Annotated in this window: 14 protein-coding genes; all 14 read right to left on the bottom strand. The window is 59.6% G+C overall.

The window, feature by feature from the left end:
* Positions 1-190: 190 nt before the first annotated feature.
* The 14 genes from cheB to L3X40_RS18525 all read right to left on the bottom strand — a co-directional run bounded on the left by cheB (position 191) and on the right by L3X40_RS18525 (position 15526).
* Positions 191-1240: a chemotaxis-specific protein-glutamate methyltransferase CheB gene (gene cheB / locus L3X40_RS18590; RefSeq protein ID WP_237366932.1), complete on the bottom strand. Its 1050-nt coding sequence runs from the start codon at positions 1238-1240 to the stop codon at positions 191-193.
* Positions 1241-1272: 32 nt separating this feature from the next.
* Positions 1273-1722 carry a chemotaxis protein CheW gene (locus tag L3X40_RS18585; RefSeq protein WP_237366931.1) on the bottom strand — a complete coding sequence of 150 codons (450 nt, stop codon included), beginning with the start codon at positions 1720-1722 and terminating at the stop codon, positions 1273-1275.
* Positions 1723-1754: 32 nt separating this feature from the next.
* Entirely contained in the window at positions 1755-2126 is a 372-nt protein-coding gene (locus L3X40_RS18580) for a response regulator (RefSeq protein WP_237366930.1), read from the bottom strand.
* 15 nt (positions 2127-2141) lie between these two features.
* Positions 2142-2711: a chemotaxis protein CheD gene (locus L3X40_RS18575; protein WP_237366929.1), complete on the bottom strand. Its 570-nt coding sequence runs from the start codon at positions 2709-2711 to the stop codon at positions 2142-2144.
* A complete protein-coding gene (locus tag L3X40_RS18570) occupies positions 2699-3703 on the bottom strand; it encodes a protein-glutamate methylesterase/protein-glutamine glutaminase (protein WP_237366928.1) in 1005 nt (334 codons plus the stop codon). The genes L3X40_RS18575 and L3X40_RS18570 overlap by 13 nt, the downstream gene beginning before the upstream one ends.
* Entirely contained in the window at positions 3700-4572 is an 873-nt protein-coding gene (locus L3X40_RS18565) for a CheR family methyltransferase (protein ID WP_237366927.1), read from the bottom strand. The genes L3X40_RS18570 and L3X40_RS18565 overlap by 4 nt, the downstream gene beginning before the upstream one ends.
* On the bottom strand, positions 4569-6734 hold the full coding sequence (locus L3X40_RS18560; RefSeq protein ID WP_237366926.1) for a chemotaxis protein CheA: 2166 nt from the start codon (positions 6732-6734) through the stop codon (positions 4569-4571). Before L3X40_RS18560 ends, L3X40_RS18565 begins: the two co-directional genes overlap by 4 nt.
* A gap of 15 nt (positions 6735-6749) precedes the next feature.
* Complete coding sequence (locus tag L3X40_RS18555) at positions 6750-7034, bottom strand: STAS domain-containing protein (protein WP_237366925.1); 285 nt, start codon at positions 7032-7034, stop codon at positions 6750-6752.
* 24 nt (positions 7035-7058) lie between these two features.
* Positions 7059-8516: a methyl-accepting chemotaxis protein gene (locus tag L3X40_RS18550; RefSeq protein WP_237366924.1), complete on the bottom strand. Its 1458-nt coding sequence runs from the start codon at positions 8514-8516 to the stop codon at positions 7059-7061.
* Positions 8517-8627: 111 nt separating this feature from the next.
* Positions 8628-10118 carry a methyl-accepting chemotaxis protein gene (locus tag L3X40_RS18545; RefSeq protein ID WP_237366923.1) on the bottom strand — a complete coding sequence of 497 codons (1491 nt, stop codon included), beginning with the start codon at positions 10116-10118 and terminating at the stop codon, positions 8628-8630.
* A 309-nt stretch (positions 10119-10427) separates the two neighbouring features.
* On the bottom strand, positions 10428-10949 hold the full coding sequence (locus L3X40_RS18540; RefSeq protein WP_237366922.1) for a hypothetical protein: 522 nt from the start codon (positions 10947-10949) through the stop codon (positions 10428-10430).
* 284 nt (positions 10950-11233) lie between these two features.
* Positions 11234-12112: an OmpA family protein gene (locus L3X40_RS18535; RefSeq protein ID WP_237366921.1), complete on the bottom strand. Its 879-nt coding sequence runs from the start codon at positions 12110-12112 to the stop codon at positions 11234-11236.
* 798 nt (positions 12113-12910) lie between these two features.
* Positions 12911-14098 carry an MFS transporter gene (locus tag L3X40_RS18530; RefSeq protein WP_237366920.1) on the bottom strand — a complete coding sequence of 396 codons (1188 nt, stop codon included), beginning with the start codon at positions 14096-14098 and terminating at the stop codon, positions 12911-12913.
* Between the two features lie 63 nt (positions 14099-14161).
* Positions 14162-15526 carry an aminotransferase gene (locus tag L3X40_RS18525; protein WP_237366933.1) on the bottom strand — a complete coding sequence of 455 codons (1365 nt, stop codon included), beginning with the start codon at positions 15524-15526 and terminating at the stop codon, positions 14162-14164.
* Positions 15527-15546: the final 20 nt, after the last annotated feature.

Raw genomic sequence — 15546 nt, 5'->3', positions numbered from 1 at the left:
CCGCCGACGAGATCCTCGCCGCCGTCAAACGCTTCTGCCAGAAAACAATGAAGCGAACTTCGGATTCAGGTGACTAGCTGTTCCAGGCATTGCCGTGATGCCTCCAATTCGCTGGCGATAGCCCTCAGCACGGCCAGATCATTGGGGATGGCGGAGTCCCCCTGAGAAATTTGGGAATTATCATCCACGATCAAGCCGCCTTGGCAAACTTGCCAGCCACTCCCAGCGTAGCGGCAGCCAGCCCATTGAGCGGGAGCTGCTGTTCGACCGCGCCCTGTGCCACGGCGGCAGCGGGGGCTTCGTGAACCATGCAACTGTCCTTGTCCTGACAGAATGTCTTGCCGCCCGCCCCACGCAAGGCCTTCAGGCCAGCCGCACCATCACGGCCCATGCCGGTCAGGATCATTCCGACGCCATTTGCCCCGGCCGTCTTGGCGATGGTCGCAAACAACAGGTCAGCCGACGGACGGAACCCCTGCACCGGATCATTGCCGAGCAAGCGGATCGATGCGTCGGGCCAGCGGTCAATTACCGCATGTTTATCCGGATCGGCAACGACATAGACCGTGCCCTGTTCCAGTTTCAGGCCGTCGGAGGCCACCACCACCTTTGGCTTGATCGCTGCGTCCAGCTTATCCGTAAACGGTACAGCGAAACCCGCTTCCATCTGCTGCAACACAATGGTGGGCGGACAATTGACCGGAAATGCGGCGAGCAGTTCAGATATGGCCTCCACGCCGCCGGTCGATGCACTCATGGCAATCAGTTTGCCATTCCATTCGAAGGGAATTTCAGAAAGGTCGATAGTGCCTGCCGCCGCCTTCACAGCCTTGGATCGCACCTTGCCGTTGGCCGCAGCGACGACCAGCTTGCCAAGCTTGTCCACGATTTTGTCGAATTCCTCTGGCGTTGCCTGCTGAGGCTTGGGGAAGCAGTCCACAGCGCCCAGTTCAAGCGCCTTGAATGATGTCTGTGCCCCCTTTTGCGTCAGCGTCGATAGCATCACCACAGGCATGGGATTGCTCTCCATCAATTCTTCGAGAAACTCCAGGCCGCTCTTGCCGGGCATTTCGACGTCCAGCGTCAATACATCGGGTTTAAGCGCCGCAATCATGTCACGCGCTTCGTCGGCGTTTGCGGCGGCGCCCACCACATTGATCCCGCTCGACCGTTCCAGCACATCCGTGAAAAGCGCACGCATGGTTATGGAATCGTCGACGACCAGAACCCGAGTATTCATTGTGCTTCCCTTTATTTTTGCTGCGATTGGAATCAGGCTGCTTCGGCCGTGATCAGATTACGAGTTTCCGCTGCCAACTGGTCCAGCGACAGGACCATCACCATGCGATCCTCGACCGCCACCAGTCCCTTGAGGAACGCCGATGCACTATCTACATTCAGATTTGGCGGAGCCTGCATCGCGTCATCATCGACGGTGACAATGTCGTTGACCGCATCGACGATCAGGCCATGCAGCTGCTCGGCAATGCGAACAACGATGATAACATGGCGTCCGGTCGGTTCCGTCAGACCCCAGCCAAGGCGCGCGGCAAGATCAATGACAGGCAGCACATTGCCGCGCAGATTGATGACGCCCCGCACATATTCGGGAACATGAGGCAAAAGCGTGGATGGCGACCATGCACGAATTTCACGAATGGCCATAATATCGACGCCCAGAAACTGCTCGCCGATCTGGAAGGTGATAAGTTGGCTGGACATGATACCAATCCCTCTTCTTCAAATTATATTGATCAATGACAAACCCGGCGAACGGCGGCAGCCAGTTTGGCCGGGTCGAATGGCTTGACGATCCAGCCTGTCGCGCCGGCAGCCCGTGCGCGGGCCTTTTTCTCCTCCGAACTTTCCGTCGACAGGACCAGTATCGGGCGGTCCCGATGGCGCCCGTCGGCCCGCAGCGCGTCGATCAAACCAAAACCGTCCATGCGGGGCATATTGATGTCGGTGATGATCATATCAGGCGTATTGACCTTCAGCCAATCAAGCGCCGCAATGCCGTCCTCGGCTTCGGCCACGTCATAGCCGTGTTCGGTGAGCGCGATGCGCAGCAGCATTCTCATGCTGGGGCTGTCATCGACCGTCAATATCTTGGTTGGGGCAGTCATGGGGATCTCCAATTGTCAGAATAGTTCGACGTCACCCAGGGACGCCGCCAAGGTTGGGGTGGTTTTACTTTCATCAGGAGGCTGGTCCGTCAGAACGCGGCAGCGCGCCTGACCTTTCACAGCGCGGAAATCGACGCGTCGCGCTGCATTCCCGCCCAGATTGCTATATGTGAGCGGAATGCCGTCGCGAGCGAGGAAACCAATGGCGAAACGCGCATTGGCCGATCCGATTTTGTGCATTCCTGCATGCATGTTCGCGCCGCCATAGAGATACGCCTTCATCCGCCTGCGCACCGCGCCCGCCTTCAGCATCTCATTGATCAGCAATTCCATGGCATAGGCGCCATAGCGTTCCGACTGCGCGCCGAAAGACAGGTCGCCCTCGCGCGGTTCGGACAGCAGGAAATGGTTCATGCCCCCGACCCCGGCAATGCCATCGAACAGACAGGCAGCAACGCAGCTGCCCAGCACCGTCGTCAAAACCACAGCCGAATCCGACGTCACCCTGGTCGTGCCCTGGGTCACGTTAATGCGCTTTTCCGGCAACAGGCTGGACCTGTTGCCTGCCGGGGTCATGAATGACATTGTTCGATGACCCTTGCTGCCAGACCGTCAAGGGACACCACATGGCTGGCCGCGCCCAGCTCAACGGCAGCGCGCGGCATTCCATAGACAACGCAACTGTCTTTATCCTGCGCAAAGGTCACTGCGCCCACATCGCGCATTTCCAGCAAGCCTCGCGCACCGTCGCTGCCCATGCCGGTCAGGATCACGCCAACGGCTCGACGGCCCACCACCCGCGCGACGGATGCGAACAACATATCCACGCTTGGTTTGTGGCCGCAAACAGGGTCGGCGTCGCTCAGTCGACAATAGGGCCGCTGCGTCGAATAGACTGTCAGATGGCTGCCCCCCGGCGCCACATAGACATGTCCCATTTCCAGCGGCTGGTCATGGTCGGCCAGAACGACATTGGCCGCGCAATGCGTGTTCAGCCGTGCCGCCAATGCACCGGAAAAGCTTGCCCCGATATGTTGGACAATCAGTGTTGGCGGACAATTGGCGGGCCATCGTTTCAGCAACTGGATCAACGCTTCGACGCCGCCGGTCGATGATCCGATGGCTATGATATTGCCATTTGACCGGAATTCGGCGCTGGAGCGAACGACGGGCCGATGTGTTGCCACGCGGCGTATGCTGCTGTGCGCGGCATGACGGACGATGTTCGCCAGTTCGTTGTCGTTGAACGGTCCCTCCGGCTTGGCATAGCAATCGACCGCGCCCAATTCGAGCGCCCGCATCGTCGTTTCCGCACCCTTGTGGGTCAGGCCCGACACGACCACCACCGGCGTTGGCCGCAGGGTCATGATCTTTTCCAGAAAATCCAGCCCGCTCATGCCGGGCATTTCGATGTCCAGCGTGATGACATCGGGATCCAGTTCCTTGATCAGCCGGCGCCCTTCCTGCGCATTGCAGGCAGCACCCACCACTTCAATGCCCGGATCGCGCGACAGGCTGGCGCTCAACAGGGCGCGCATGGTGGGGGAGTCATCAACGACAAGGGCCCGAACAGTCATGCGTCATGCTTTCTGTAAATGGTTGGGCCGACAGGATCGCAACGCCGCACAGCGGGACCGACAAGCCGTTCACTGTGCCCGATATACAGAAAGCCGCCCGGCTGGAGCTTCGCACACAGGCGATCCAGCAGCTTTTCCTTGGTCGGTTCATCGAAATAGATCATGACATTCCGGCAAAAAATAACGTCGAACATGCCTTTTAACGGCCAGTTGCCGAGCAGGTTTAGCTGACGGAAACGAACAAGGTCCCGAACCGCGTCTGAAATGACGATATTGGCGCCTTCAACCTTCGCCCAGTTCTGCTTCAACCGGGCGGGCATTTCGGCCGTACCGATGGAAGGATATATCGCGGCACGGCCGGTTTCGAGGACGTGATCGGCAAGGTCGCTCGCCAGCAGAGCGATGTCGCTGCCCGCAATGCGCCGGGCCATGACCTGATCTTCGCCGAGCAGTGTCATGGCTAGAGAATAGACCTCCTCCCCGCTTGAACAGCCTGCCGACCACATACGAACCCGGCCGCCACCCAGCGCCCGCCTGATCAGGCCAGGCCGCACATCTCGTGCAAAATGCTCGAAATGATGGTTCTCGCGAAAAAATTTGGTGTGATTGGTGGTCAGGGCACTGATCGCGCGCCGCCGTTCCTGGGGATCTCTATTCAGCAAGTCGATATATTGCGCAAAAGTCGAAACCGCCCGGTCACGCAGATATTTGGTAAGGCGCGAATAAATGAGCATGGCCTTGCCTTCTGGCATGACAATGCCCGCATCGGCATAGATCAATGCCGAAAGCGCCTGAAAATCGTCCCGGTGATAGGCAAAGTCGTGGGCGACATCGAACGGGCTTTGCGTGGTAACCGCGAGCGCGCTCATGCTGCTTCGGCCAGACGAGAACGTCCCAGTTCGGACGCAACCACCGATTCAACGTCCAGGATCAGCGCGACTCGTCCGTCACCCAATATTGTGGCGCCAGCGACCCCATCGATCTGCTGAAAATTCGTCTCCAGGCTCTTGATCACCACCTGCCGCTGATCCTTGATCGCATCGACCATCAGGACCGAATGACCAGCCGTTTCGGATTCGACGACGATCAGTACAGCCTCAGTCGGATCCGCCACGCCGCCGCCGATGCCCAATCGCGAACCGACATGCTGCACCGGCAGAAACTGGCCGCGGACGTTGAGCATGCACTTGCCGCCACCCAGGCGTCGCACTTCATGCGGTTGCGGCCGAAGGCTTTCGACGATGTGCGTGAGCGGCACGACCAGCGTTTCCTCGCCCACGCCGACGATCATGCCATCGGCAATGGCGAGCGTCAGTGGCAAGGCGAGCGTAAAGACACTGCCGTGGCCAGGGCGCGAGGAGATGCTGATCCGTCCGCCCAGCGCCTGCACATTCTGTTTCACAACATCCATGCCGACACCACGCCCGGAAATGTTGGAAACGACCTGCGCCGTCGAAAAGCCCGGCGCGAAAATCAGGTTGTCGATCTCCTCATCGGACAGAATCGCGTCCGGCGCAATCAAGCCGCGCTCGATGGCTTTTGCATACACCCGTTCCCGATTAATGCCGCGCCCATCGTCGGACACGCAGATCAGGATACGACCGCCGCGATGCTCAGCGGTCAAGCGGACGACACCTTCAGGCGACTTGCCCGCTGCTTCGCGTTCATCGGGCGTTTCAAGGCCATGGTCGATGGCGTTGCGAATCAAGTGGGTCAACGGTTCGCCGATGCGTTCGACAACCGTTTTGTCCAGTTCCGTACCCTCGCCATCCACATCCAGCCGGACCCGCTTTCCGGTTTCCGTCTCCAGCTCCCGCACGATGCGCGGCACGCGGCTGAAAACCGAACGGATCGGCTGGGCACGGATCGACATGGCGCAATCCTGAAGCTCGCGCGTCAGATGGTCGAGATCGGCGAGTTCGGCAATCTGCGAGATGCCCTGCATCGAAAGCTGCTGGGCCAGCATGGCCTGCGTGATCACCAGTTCGCCGACCGTGTTCACCAGCCGGTCGAGCTTTTCCAGATCGACGCGGATGGTCTGCCCGGCCTTGGCGGCCTGCCCTGCCTGCGGCGCAGGCGCGATTTCGCGGAGTTCCGCTTTCGCGGCGAGTGGCGCTGACACGGGCTCTGCTGTCTTTTCCACAGCCGACACGAGTTGCTCCGTCGCGACCGGGCCAGCGGCCGGCGGGGCCACCGGAGCAATGTCCTCGTTCTCTATCGTCGGCTCGGCATCCACTTCCTCTATACTGAGCCTGTATTCCGCGCCGATGAAATCGAATATGTCTGCAATCGCGCTGCGCTCGACACTCGCCGGAACGCGATAATGCCATTCCAGATAGGCCGCTTCAGGGTCGAAGGCATCAAGGTCGGGCAGGTCATCAAGGTTGGCATGGTCGCACCGCGCACCAAGGTTTGTTAGCTCGCGCAGCAGCAGCAGCGGTTCGCTGCCGTTGGTCAGCGCGCCCGAAAGCGGGCGGACTGTCACAAGCCATTCCTTTGCAACGGGTTCATCCGCCACTGCGCAGTCGTCCTGGCCAAGGGAATCGAGCAGTCCGTCAAGGTCGAAATCCAACCCATCTATCACAGGCGGGGCGATTTCCATGGCAACCGGGTCTTCATCCATGGACGCCGCACCCTCTTCGCCGGGCGCCGCATCGCTCTCGGCTATCTGTTCGAGCAGGCGGCTCATCTCCGCGTCGTCAGGCGTGTCGCATTCGCCCCTGATGGCGCTGACATGGTCGGCGAGCAGGTCGAACGCCCTAAACAGCGTCGCCAGCAACGGCGCAGTCAGGGGCTTGTCGCCATCGCGCACTTGCGCCAGCACGGTTTCGAACTTGTGGGTGAACTGCTGAAGCGCGGTGAAGCCAAATGCGCCCGCCCCGCCCTTGATCGAATGCACGGCACGGAAGATGCTGTTGATCGCCTCGCTGTCCTCCGGGTTGGACTGACAACCGATCAGACCGGTTTCGGCGCTGGTCAGCCCCTCATCGCATTCCTGAAAGAAAATGAGCTGGATATCGTCCTGATTCATGATGGCGATTCCCTTTTAGAGCGTCTGGATGGCATGGCCGAAGAGATGGCGGCGAAGACCGGATATCCGCACCGCGTTCATGAACGCTTCGCTTGCGTCCTGCACGATGAAGGCCATATCCCGGCGACTGGCGGTCAGCGCGGCGCTAAGCAACAATTGCAGGCCGCACTGGCCGATCTGGCGCACATTGTCCGCCGTGATGAGGACGCCTGCGCCGGTTCCCAGCGCCTCCGTCAGCTCAGGCGTCAGCTCGGCAGTCACAGTCCGGTCGATGACCGGCGGAAGCATGATGGTTTTCATGTCGATGTCCCCCCTTTTCGTCATCTAGGCCGCGCGACGCGGGCGGCGTGGCATGCCGGCGGTCGGAACCGCGCCGCCGCCGATGTTAAAACCGTTCACCAGCCGGGCGAGCTGATCGGCCTCCGACGCAAGGCTGCGCGCGGCCGCCGTACTTTGCTCGACCATCGCCGCATTCTGCTGCGTACTGCGATCCATCTCGCTGACTGCGCTGTTTACCTGTTGCAGGTTCGCGGCCTGACTTTCACTCGTGGCGGATATCTCCGTTACGAGCGAGCGGACTTCGCCGATCCGCATGACGATGGTGTCGAGCGTCTGTCCTGTCCGCCCAACCAGATCCACGCCGCTTGCGACCTGGCTTGAGCTGGTGGTGATGAGTGCCTTGATATCCTTGGCCGCGTCCGCCGACCGCTGGGCCAGCGCGCGCACCTCGTTGGCGACAACAGCAAAGCCCTTGCCCGCATCGCCCGCGCGGGCCGCTTCCACCCCCGCGTTGAGCGCCAGCAGATTTGTCTGAAAGGCGATGCCGTCGATGACCGTCACGATGTTGGCGATTTCGGATGCGGATTTTTCGATCCCGTCCATCGCGCCGATCGCGCGCTTCACCACATCGCCGCCGTGGATCGCTTCCTTTTCGGCCTCGGCGACCGTGCGGCTCACCTGTGCCGCGCTTTGCGCCGTTTCGCTGACCGACGCGGTGACGGCATTCATGGCCGCCGCCGTTTCCTGAAGCGAGGCGGCTTGATGTTCGGTACGGCGCGAAAGATCCTGGGTGGCCGAACTGATTTCGGCGGAACCGGCGTGCGTGCTTTCCGCACTATTTGCGACCGCACCCAAAGTGGCGCGCATCTTTGCAACCATGTCGTTGAAATCGACGCTCAGCCTGGCATAATTTCCGGGCAGCGCATCGAGCGCCACGGAAAAATCGCCCCGCGCCACGCGCGCCATCGCGTCGCTCAGCTTTTCGACAACGGCCTGACGGTTGGCCTGCTCCGCATTGTCATAGCTGGAGACCGCTATGTCGGCGTCCATCAGGGCGACCTTCACCATCGTTGCCACCGTTCTTGCCGTCTTGCTGCCGCCGAACGGAGCGGACACGGGGGTGTTCAACGTCTTCAGAATCAGCTGCTCAAGAACCAGGGCATAGCCGCCAATATAAGTGCCCGAATTCAGGCCGACCCGTGAATGCACCTGGCCGATGGCCTCTGCCGAGTGGTAATAATTATCGGACGGCGGACCGGAGAAGAGACGGTTCCAGTGCTGCCCCTGTTTGGCCGCTGCGCCGTCGATGGCTGCGGGGGAGCTAAAGTACCTGCTCGTTTCCGGCGTCGCGGCGATTGCTGCGTACAGGGCCTTGAGGGCGGCGGGGCCGTGTTTTTCTACCGTCTTCCGGATCGCCGGAAAGCTGGCATAATCCGAAGCATTGAGGCCGTAAAAGGAAATCCGGCGGGCAAGCTCGCTCGAAGCGTTTTTCAGGGTATCCATGTCACATCCATTTTTGCGTCGTTAATGGTGATAACGGCATGTCGGGCAATTGATTGAGGCAAAGGTTGAAGGGAAGAACGGAGCGTCATGCTCGCCCCGTCTTCGCCTGCATCAAAACTCTTCCCAGTCGTCGTCGGCCGGCTGGGCCTTGAGCGCCATATTGCCCTGAATGACGGTCGCGGCGGGGCGGCGCGGAGCCGCCTTTGGCCTGGGCGCCGGGGCGGCAGCTTTTGGCTGGGCAAGCGCGGGCCGCGCCCGCTCGCCCTTCGTCACATGGAAATGACTGACCAGTTTCAGCAGTTCATGCGCTTCCGAGGCAAGGCTTCGCGCGGCGGCGGTGCTTTCTTCCACCATCGCGGCGTTCTGCTGCGTGCTGCGATCCATATCGCCGACCGCACCGTTCACCTGCTGCAGGTTCGCGGCCTGGTTTTCGGTCGAAGCGGAGATCTCATTGATAAGGCGGCGTACTTCACCAACCTTGGACACGATCCGCTCCAGCATTTCGCCCGTCCGCCCGACCAGATGCACGCCGCTTTCGACCTGCTGGGAACTGGTAGTGATCAGCGTCTTGATGTCTCGCGCAGCATCTGCCGATCGCTGCGCCAGCGCGCGCACTTCGTTGGCGACAACCGCGAACCCCTTGCCCGCATCACCCGCGCGGGCAGCCTCAACCCCGGCATTGAGCGCCAGCAGATTGGTCTGAAAAGCAATGCCGTCGATGACATTGATGATTTGTGTAATTTCCTGTGCGGACTTTTCGATCTGATCCATTGCGGTAACGGCGCGCGATACGGTTTGACCGCCTTCGGTCGCCTCGTTATGCGCTTCGTTGACCGCCAGATTGGCGCTGCCCGCCCTCTGTGCGATTTCCCGAACGCCCGATGTGACTTCGTTGGTGGCAGCGGCAGTTTCTTCAAGCGCAGCAGCCTGCTGCTCGGTCCGGCGCGAAAGATCCTCCGTCGCTGAGCTGATTTCGCCAGAGCCGTTGTTGATGCTATCCGCCGACTCCCTCACGGCAAGCAACATCTTGCGCAGTTCGGAAGTCGCTTTGTTATAATCGATACGCAGCTTTTCAAATTCCGGGGGAAATGGAGTGGTGATCTGATGGTCGATTTCGCCCATGGCGAGGCGTTGCAAACCATCACCCAAAGCCATGACAATGGCACGCTGGCCTTCATTGTCCTGTACCGCCGTCTGCTCGCGCCCGACGGCCTGATCGCGGACCATAGTTATGGCGCGGGCAAGTCGGCCGACGCAATCTTCATATTCAGTCCGGCCGATGACGACCCCGGTATTACCCTTGGCAATCAATTCAACGTCCGTGACAATGGACACCAGTGGGTCGGCAATGACCTTGCTCAGATACCAGGCGGCACAAACACCGATAAGGACGCCCATGCCCGAAATGATCCAGGCCCAGCCAAACATGCCGTCATAGACGGTTTGAACGGCTGCCATATCCTTCGTCATGATGGCATCGGCCAGGTGGCCCTGCGCCAGATAAGTCGCAAATGCGACCGTGAACAGCAAAGCGGAGAAAAAACCGAAGGCCACCGCCAACTTCTGCCGAAGCGGCGCTTTCATTGCGAACCATGTTATCATTATGCCATTTCCCTCTGGACCGCCCTGCCTCGACAGGACGCCGGAGCAGATCGCTATATAATGCTGAGGATGCCGCTTACGCACACGAACGCGCATTTGCAGACCTCCACCACTAAATCGACCTGTGGGAACAAAGTTTTAGGGTTAGGACTCACAACCAGAAGAGGAAGGTAGCGAGAGCGGGAGCGCCAGCGGAAAGGAATGCGGTTGGGCATCTGTCGTAACGTCGGCGATGCGTTGCCGGTCGCTGAGGCACCGGAACATGATCTCGATGCAGTTGCGCGTGATGGCAAATCCGTTACAAGTCCACTACAGTGCGACTGCGACCACGAGCGCGATCAGTGCGACCGACATCAGAGCGGCGCGCGCGAGATGCGATGCTTCCCAGCGGTCGCGAAGCTTCATCCAATCGCCCGACACGGAGCGCGCATCGGGCGCAAAGAAGCGCCCGCCCGTCTTGCCGAGCTTCAATTCCCTGACCCAAACCCGGTTCACTGGCTGGGTCGTGATCCAAAAGATCGCCTGCGTGGCGACGGTTGCGACCAGTGCCAGGCCTACCAACCAGAAATCTGCGCTTTCGAAGGGGACGAAGGCGAGCAGCACGGCGAGCGCCGCGATCGCCAGCGGCTCGCTTGCACCACCCAGCGTGAAGCCCGGATAGTAGATCGTCTGGACCACGTAATAGTCGTTCCGCTCAAGCCGCATCTTGCCCGGATATTCAGCGGCGTGCGCGAAGGCGAGCGCCCAAGCGACAGCAACCAGCAACAATGAGGCGATTTGCAACGTCTGAGCCATGGTCGGGAAACGACGCGCCTTGCCAGCGGTTCCCATCGCGCCGTTGCGACGAGCGCGCTTCCGGCCGCACGGAGCTCGTGGGTACGGTTTGGGCCGGGAACGGCGGCTCTGTCGGCGGCTGCAGAAATGCGTCGCTTCATGGCTCTATGATGACGCGAAACAACCGACAACGCGCCAGTGTCGCATTGAACAAACCTGTGACGAACCGTTGGAGGGCAAGAAAAGCCCTGCTGCTTGACGCCATTCATCGCGGACGTGCCTTGAAATGTCCGCATAGAACGTATCGGAGCCCGGGGTGGGCTTTGCCCACCCCGCGCGTCTCACAGACCGTCAAGGCCCTTGCTGACCAGGACATTCACCGAAACGCGGCGGTTCTGTGCCTTGCCTTCGACGGTTTCATTGTCCGCTAACGGGTCCGCTTCGGACATGCCGGTGGGGGTAAGCATGCGATAGGGTTTCCAGCCGCAGGCCTGCTGAAGATAATTGACGACGCGACCGGCTCGCTTTTCGCTCAGCACCTGGTTGAATTCCTCGCTTCCTGTCGAATCGGTGTAGCCAACGACAAGTAGCAGCGCGTTATCCATCGCCTCGGCGGTGGTTGCCGTGGCGCAGAGATCGTTTTTCGCCTGAGCTGACAGCACCGCCTTGCCAAAATCGAAGTTCACGTTCGTCGTGCTTTTGACATTATACTGATCGATATCACCCATGCGGCCGCGCAGCGCTTCCGTTGCCGCAGTCTGTTCAGCAAAGCCCTGCGCAGTGCCGGTACGGATCATCGATGCGGTTTTGAGGTCCTTGTTCTTGAGATCGATCTGACTTGCCACCAGGCTACCGCCCGACTGCAATGTCTTGACGGTAACCGGCAGGCCGTTGAGCAGCGAGTCTGCGGCAAGCTGATCGCGATCGAGACCCAAAAAACCCCCGCTGGATTTGATACGGGTGGCATCGTTGACGGCGACAACTGTGTTGGTGCCGTCGGCGCTTGTGACTTGCACCTGATCGCCGCTACGTGCGGAGATGATGCCTTCGATCTCAGGCCCTTCGGTCGTCTCAGCCGCTTCAGGCGAAGGCGAGCTATAGGACGCCGAGAGATCGGACTCGGGCGAGTCCTGCGGCTGCTGAGCCAAGCTGGCCGACGCTGGCCCGGTAAGCATGGCAAGCAATAACAAAACTCTTGGACTTCTGGAAATGATACTCATTGTGCGACTCCTTCAAACTCGATCAGCCGGGCCTGCGCGATCGCAGCTTCTCGTCCGACAGCCGCCCCTGTAATGGCGTATCCGGCTGTCAGAACCCTCCATCTCGCTTCGTTAAATGTGCGGCATGTAGCTGCACCTGAACCTCATGGACTTTCTTCGTGTTCAGGCCAACCTTTCGGGGACATGAACACGCCCGACAACTCCGGTGGTTGTACGGGTAATTCGAGTGCATCCTGCGATGAACCGATGCAGACTGTGCCGCACAGCCGCATAAACGAATGTTCATATGCTGGTAGAATCACTTCGGCGAGCCCTGGATCAGTCTTGAACGATTGGGAATTGGGCGCCGAGATGCCATCCTCAGGCTGCGTCTCAGGTCGCCAATATAGGAGTCGTTCGAAGCCCCGATTCGCTCTCTTGTAGTTGAGCATCAGCTCCGCAATGCCGCGGTCAATCCCAAGCCGTCGGGAAGCAGGGTAGTGTCTCAGTTTGAAATTTGACCAATCCTCTATCGCATCCAGCCGGGCATGTAGTTCGGACCCGCCTCAACCCATGAATGGGCGCTATAGCGTTCATCCGAGTGACGAGGGGACGATCCTGCTAGATTCTGCAACCGGAAAAACTTGGGTGCAGGTTTACGCAGCAGACCGGCGGGACAAGGCTCCTTATTGGGAGCCGTCAGCTCGGCTAGACGATCCCGCAGAATGGCGCGTGTATAACGAATTGCACCCCCAAGAGCCCAAAAATTCAAACTGAGACACTACCCCATTTGCGCGCGCCTCGCAGAACATGACCTGATCAGACAGGGTTCTGCTGCCCCCAACGCGTCGTGGCGATTGTGACCACAATGCTCAGCGCCAGCACAAAACTGGCGGCATAGATCATCACGGTGAACGATCCGGTGACCAGGGTGGCCGCCGCAGCTGCCGGTCCAAGCCCGGTGCCGAACGTCTGGATCGACGCCATCGCGCACACCACGCGTCCACGGCTACAGGCCTCCGAACAAATCCCCGACAGAAGCGGTTGCGCAAAGTTCCAGCTGAACAGCATCATCGCGCAGGCCAGGATGAAGGCGCTGGACGTAACTTGATCACGAAACATCAGGAAGCTGACGGTACCGACCGCACCGCTGAACACCAGAGGCAAGCTTCGCCCCCAGCGGCGCGGCAGGATACCGGCCAGACCCGCGCCGACAACACCGGCCATAGTCCCGATCGACAATCCATTGGCAATGGAGTCATCCGTTAATCGGCTTAACTGGCCGATCCGTTCGGCATAGCTCCACACCGCACCCATCGCGAAGAACAGCAGAAACACCCCGAGCAGAGCACCGGATGCAACGCGCAGGTCAAGCTTTCCGCCGCCAGCCGCGAATATGTCCGGCTCGTCCTTGCTACCATCGGGAAAGGCCCGCAGCGAAAGCAACACCAGCGCGGCGAGTCCTGCATTGGCAATGAAAATTGTGCTTGGCCTGAAGTCTGCCATGACCGCCGGAAGCGAGTAGAGAAAGGCGGTACTGAGCAAGGCTCCGGCAACCAGATATATTGCAAAGGCCCGATCAGGATTCTTCGCCCGACCCAGCGCCGCGAATGAAAACCCGATTGCAATTCCCTCTCCCGCCCCGGCAACGACCCGCGCCGCCGCCATCGCCGGAAAGCTGATGACCGCCGCAGTCAAAAGATTTCCGATTATTATTAACGCCAGGCCAAGTCCGACAGCCAGACGCCAACGAACCTTGGCCAAGGCAAAGGTACTGATACCTATAGTGACGCCCATGGCGTTGATATCCCAGGCCGCCAGATAGCCCAGCTGATCGTTGTCGAACCCGGTTTTTTGGGCCACGATGGCCAGAAATCCTGGCGTTATGAAGATCACGACAGCGCCTACCAGGGCAACCAATATTGCACTAACCAGGCCATCTCGGCTGAGGCGTTCTGTGCCTTCTTCCGCAGTAGCCATGCCGGAGATGGCTGTATTAAGTTCCATGTCGCACCCCACCCAAGGTCTTTGTTATGAGCCGCCCGAACACTTCGGGCGGCCCCAGTGCGATCAGGATTTCAAAACGTCATCCACAGCCAGCGCAAACTTGTCCACAATCTCGTCAGCTTCGCCCCGGTTGATTACAAGCGGCGGCGCAAAGACCAGCGTATCGCCCAGTGCGCGCGTGATCAGGCCACGTTCAGCAGCAGCCTTCAAAACCTGACGACCTGTCCGGTTTGCAGCAGGGAAAGTTTCCTTGGTGCCGCGATCTTTCATCAGCTCGATGCCGAGCATCAAACCTTTGCCGCGAATATCCCCGACATGAGGATGCTGACCCAAACGGTCACGTAGACCCTGCATCATGTAAGGACCGACATCAGCGACATTTTCAACCACCTTCAATTCGTCGATTAGCTTAAGCGCTGCAAGCGCTGCGGCTGCTCCAACGGGATGTGCCGAATAGGTGTAGCCATGACCGAAGACGCCAATCTGATCCGCACCGGTTTCGAGAACGTTCCAAACTTTGGGCGAAATGAAAACTGCCGACATCGGGAAATAGCCCGAAGTGACGCCCTTGGCCGATGTGATGAGGTCGGGTTCATAGCCGTATGTCTGGCAGCCCCAATAGGTGCCAAGCCGACCAAAGCCCGAAACCACCTCGTCGGCGACGAGCAGAATGTCGTTCTTCTTGAGGATTGGCATGATCTCCTCGAAATAGCCTTCGGGCGGCGGGATCAGCCCGCCAGCACCCATCACCGCTTCGGCGAAAAATGCGGCGATCGTATCGGCACCCTCACGCTCAATCAGATCCTCCAGCTCCTTGGCGAGCTGGCGGGAGAATTCGCGCTCGGACATTCCATCGGGCGCTTTACGATAATAATAGGGCGCACTGACATGCAGGATCGGGCCTTTGGGCAAGTCGAAAAGCGTATGCATGCCCGGCAGGCCGGTCAGGCTGGCAGTAGCCACGCCAGAACCGTGATAGGCGTTCCAGCGAGCGATCACCTTCTTCTTGTTAGGCAAGCCGCGCAGGTTGTTGTAAACCCAGATGAGCTTGAGCTGCGTTTCGTTCGCATCGCTCCCCGAAGTGCCGAAAAAGACGCGTGACATCGGCACTGGCGCGCGCGCCAGCAGCGCCTCGGCGCATTCGCCCACGACATCGGTACTCATGCCGTTGAAGGTATGAAAGAACGACAGTTTCTCGCTCTGCCGTGTAATCGCATCGGAAATTTCCTTGCGCCCATAGCCAAGGTTCACGCACCACAGGCCGGCCATTCCGTCGATATATTCCTTGCCGTTAATATCGCGGACGCGCACTCCTGAACCCGACTCAATCATCATGGCTCCATCGGCCTTCAAATCGTTGATGGAGGTAAAGTGTTGATTACCGCTGAGAGTTGACCCGGGATTTTCATCGAGAAGTGACCCTAGTATTTGTATGTCCCGCGATGCGG

It is taken from the genome of Rhizorhapis sp. SPR117, assembly GCF_021742065.1.
The sequence above is the reverse complement of the archived record's forward strand: the minus strand, read 5'-3'. Positions and strand labels throughout refer to the sequence as shown.

Coding starts and splice junctions, on each gene's coding strand:
- L3X40_RS18550 (WP_237366924.1), bottom strand. CDS start 8,516: ATGGATACCCTGAAAAACGCTTCGAGCGAGCTTGCCCGCCGGATTTCC.
- L3X40_RS18535 (WP_237366921.1), bottom strand. CDS start 12,112: ATGAGTATCATTTCCAGAAGTCCAAGAGTTTTGTTATTGCTTGCCATG.
- L3X40_RS18555 (WP_237366925.1), bottom strand. CDS start 7,034: ATGAAAACCATCATGCTTCCGCCGGTCATCGACCGGACTGTGACTGCC.
- L3X40_RS18575 (WP_237366929.1), bottom strand. CDS start 2,711: ATGTCATTCATGACCCCGGCAGGCAACAGGTCCAGCCTGTTGCCGGAA.
- L3X40_RS18560 (WP_237366926.1), bottom strand. CDS start 6,734: ATGAATCAGGACGATATCCAGCTCATTTTCTTTCAGGAATGCGATGAG.
- L3X40_RS18580 (WP_237366930.1), bottom strand. CDS start 2,126: ATGACTGCCCCAACCAAGATATTGACGGTCGATGACAGCCCCAGCATG.
- L3X40_RS18565 (WP_237366927.1), bottom strand. CDS start 4,572: ATGAGCGCGCTCGCGGTTACCACGCAAAGCCCGTTCGATGTCGCCCAC.
- L3X40_RS18540 (WP_237366922.1), bottom strand. CDS start 10,949: ATGGGAACCGCTGGCAAGGCGCGTCGTTTCCCGACCATGGCTCAGACG.
- L3X40_RS18570 (WP_237366928.1), bottom strand. CDS start 3,703: ATGACTGTTCGGGCCCTTGTCGTTGATGACTCCCCCACCATGCGCGCC.
- L3X40_RS18545 (WP_237366923.1), bottom strand. CDS start 10,118: ATGATAACATGGTTCGCAATGAAAGCGCCGCTTCGGCAGAAGTTGGCG.
- L3X40_RS18530 (WP_237366920.1), bottom strand. CDS start 14,098: ATGGAACTTAATACAGCCATCTCCGGCATGGCTACTGCGGAAGAAGGC.
- cheB (WP_237366932.1), bottom strand. CDS start 1,240: ATGAATACTCGGGTTCTGGTCGTCGACGATTCCATAACCATGCGTGCG.
- L3X40_RS18585 (WP_237366931.1), bottom strand. CDS start 1,722: ATGTCCAGCCAACTTATCACCTTCCAGATCGGCGAGCAGTTTCTGGGC.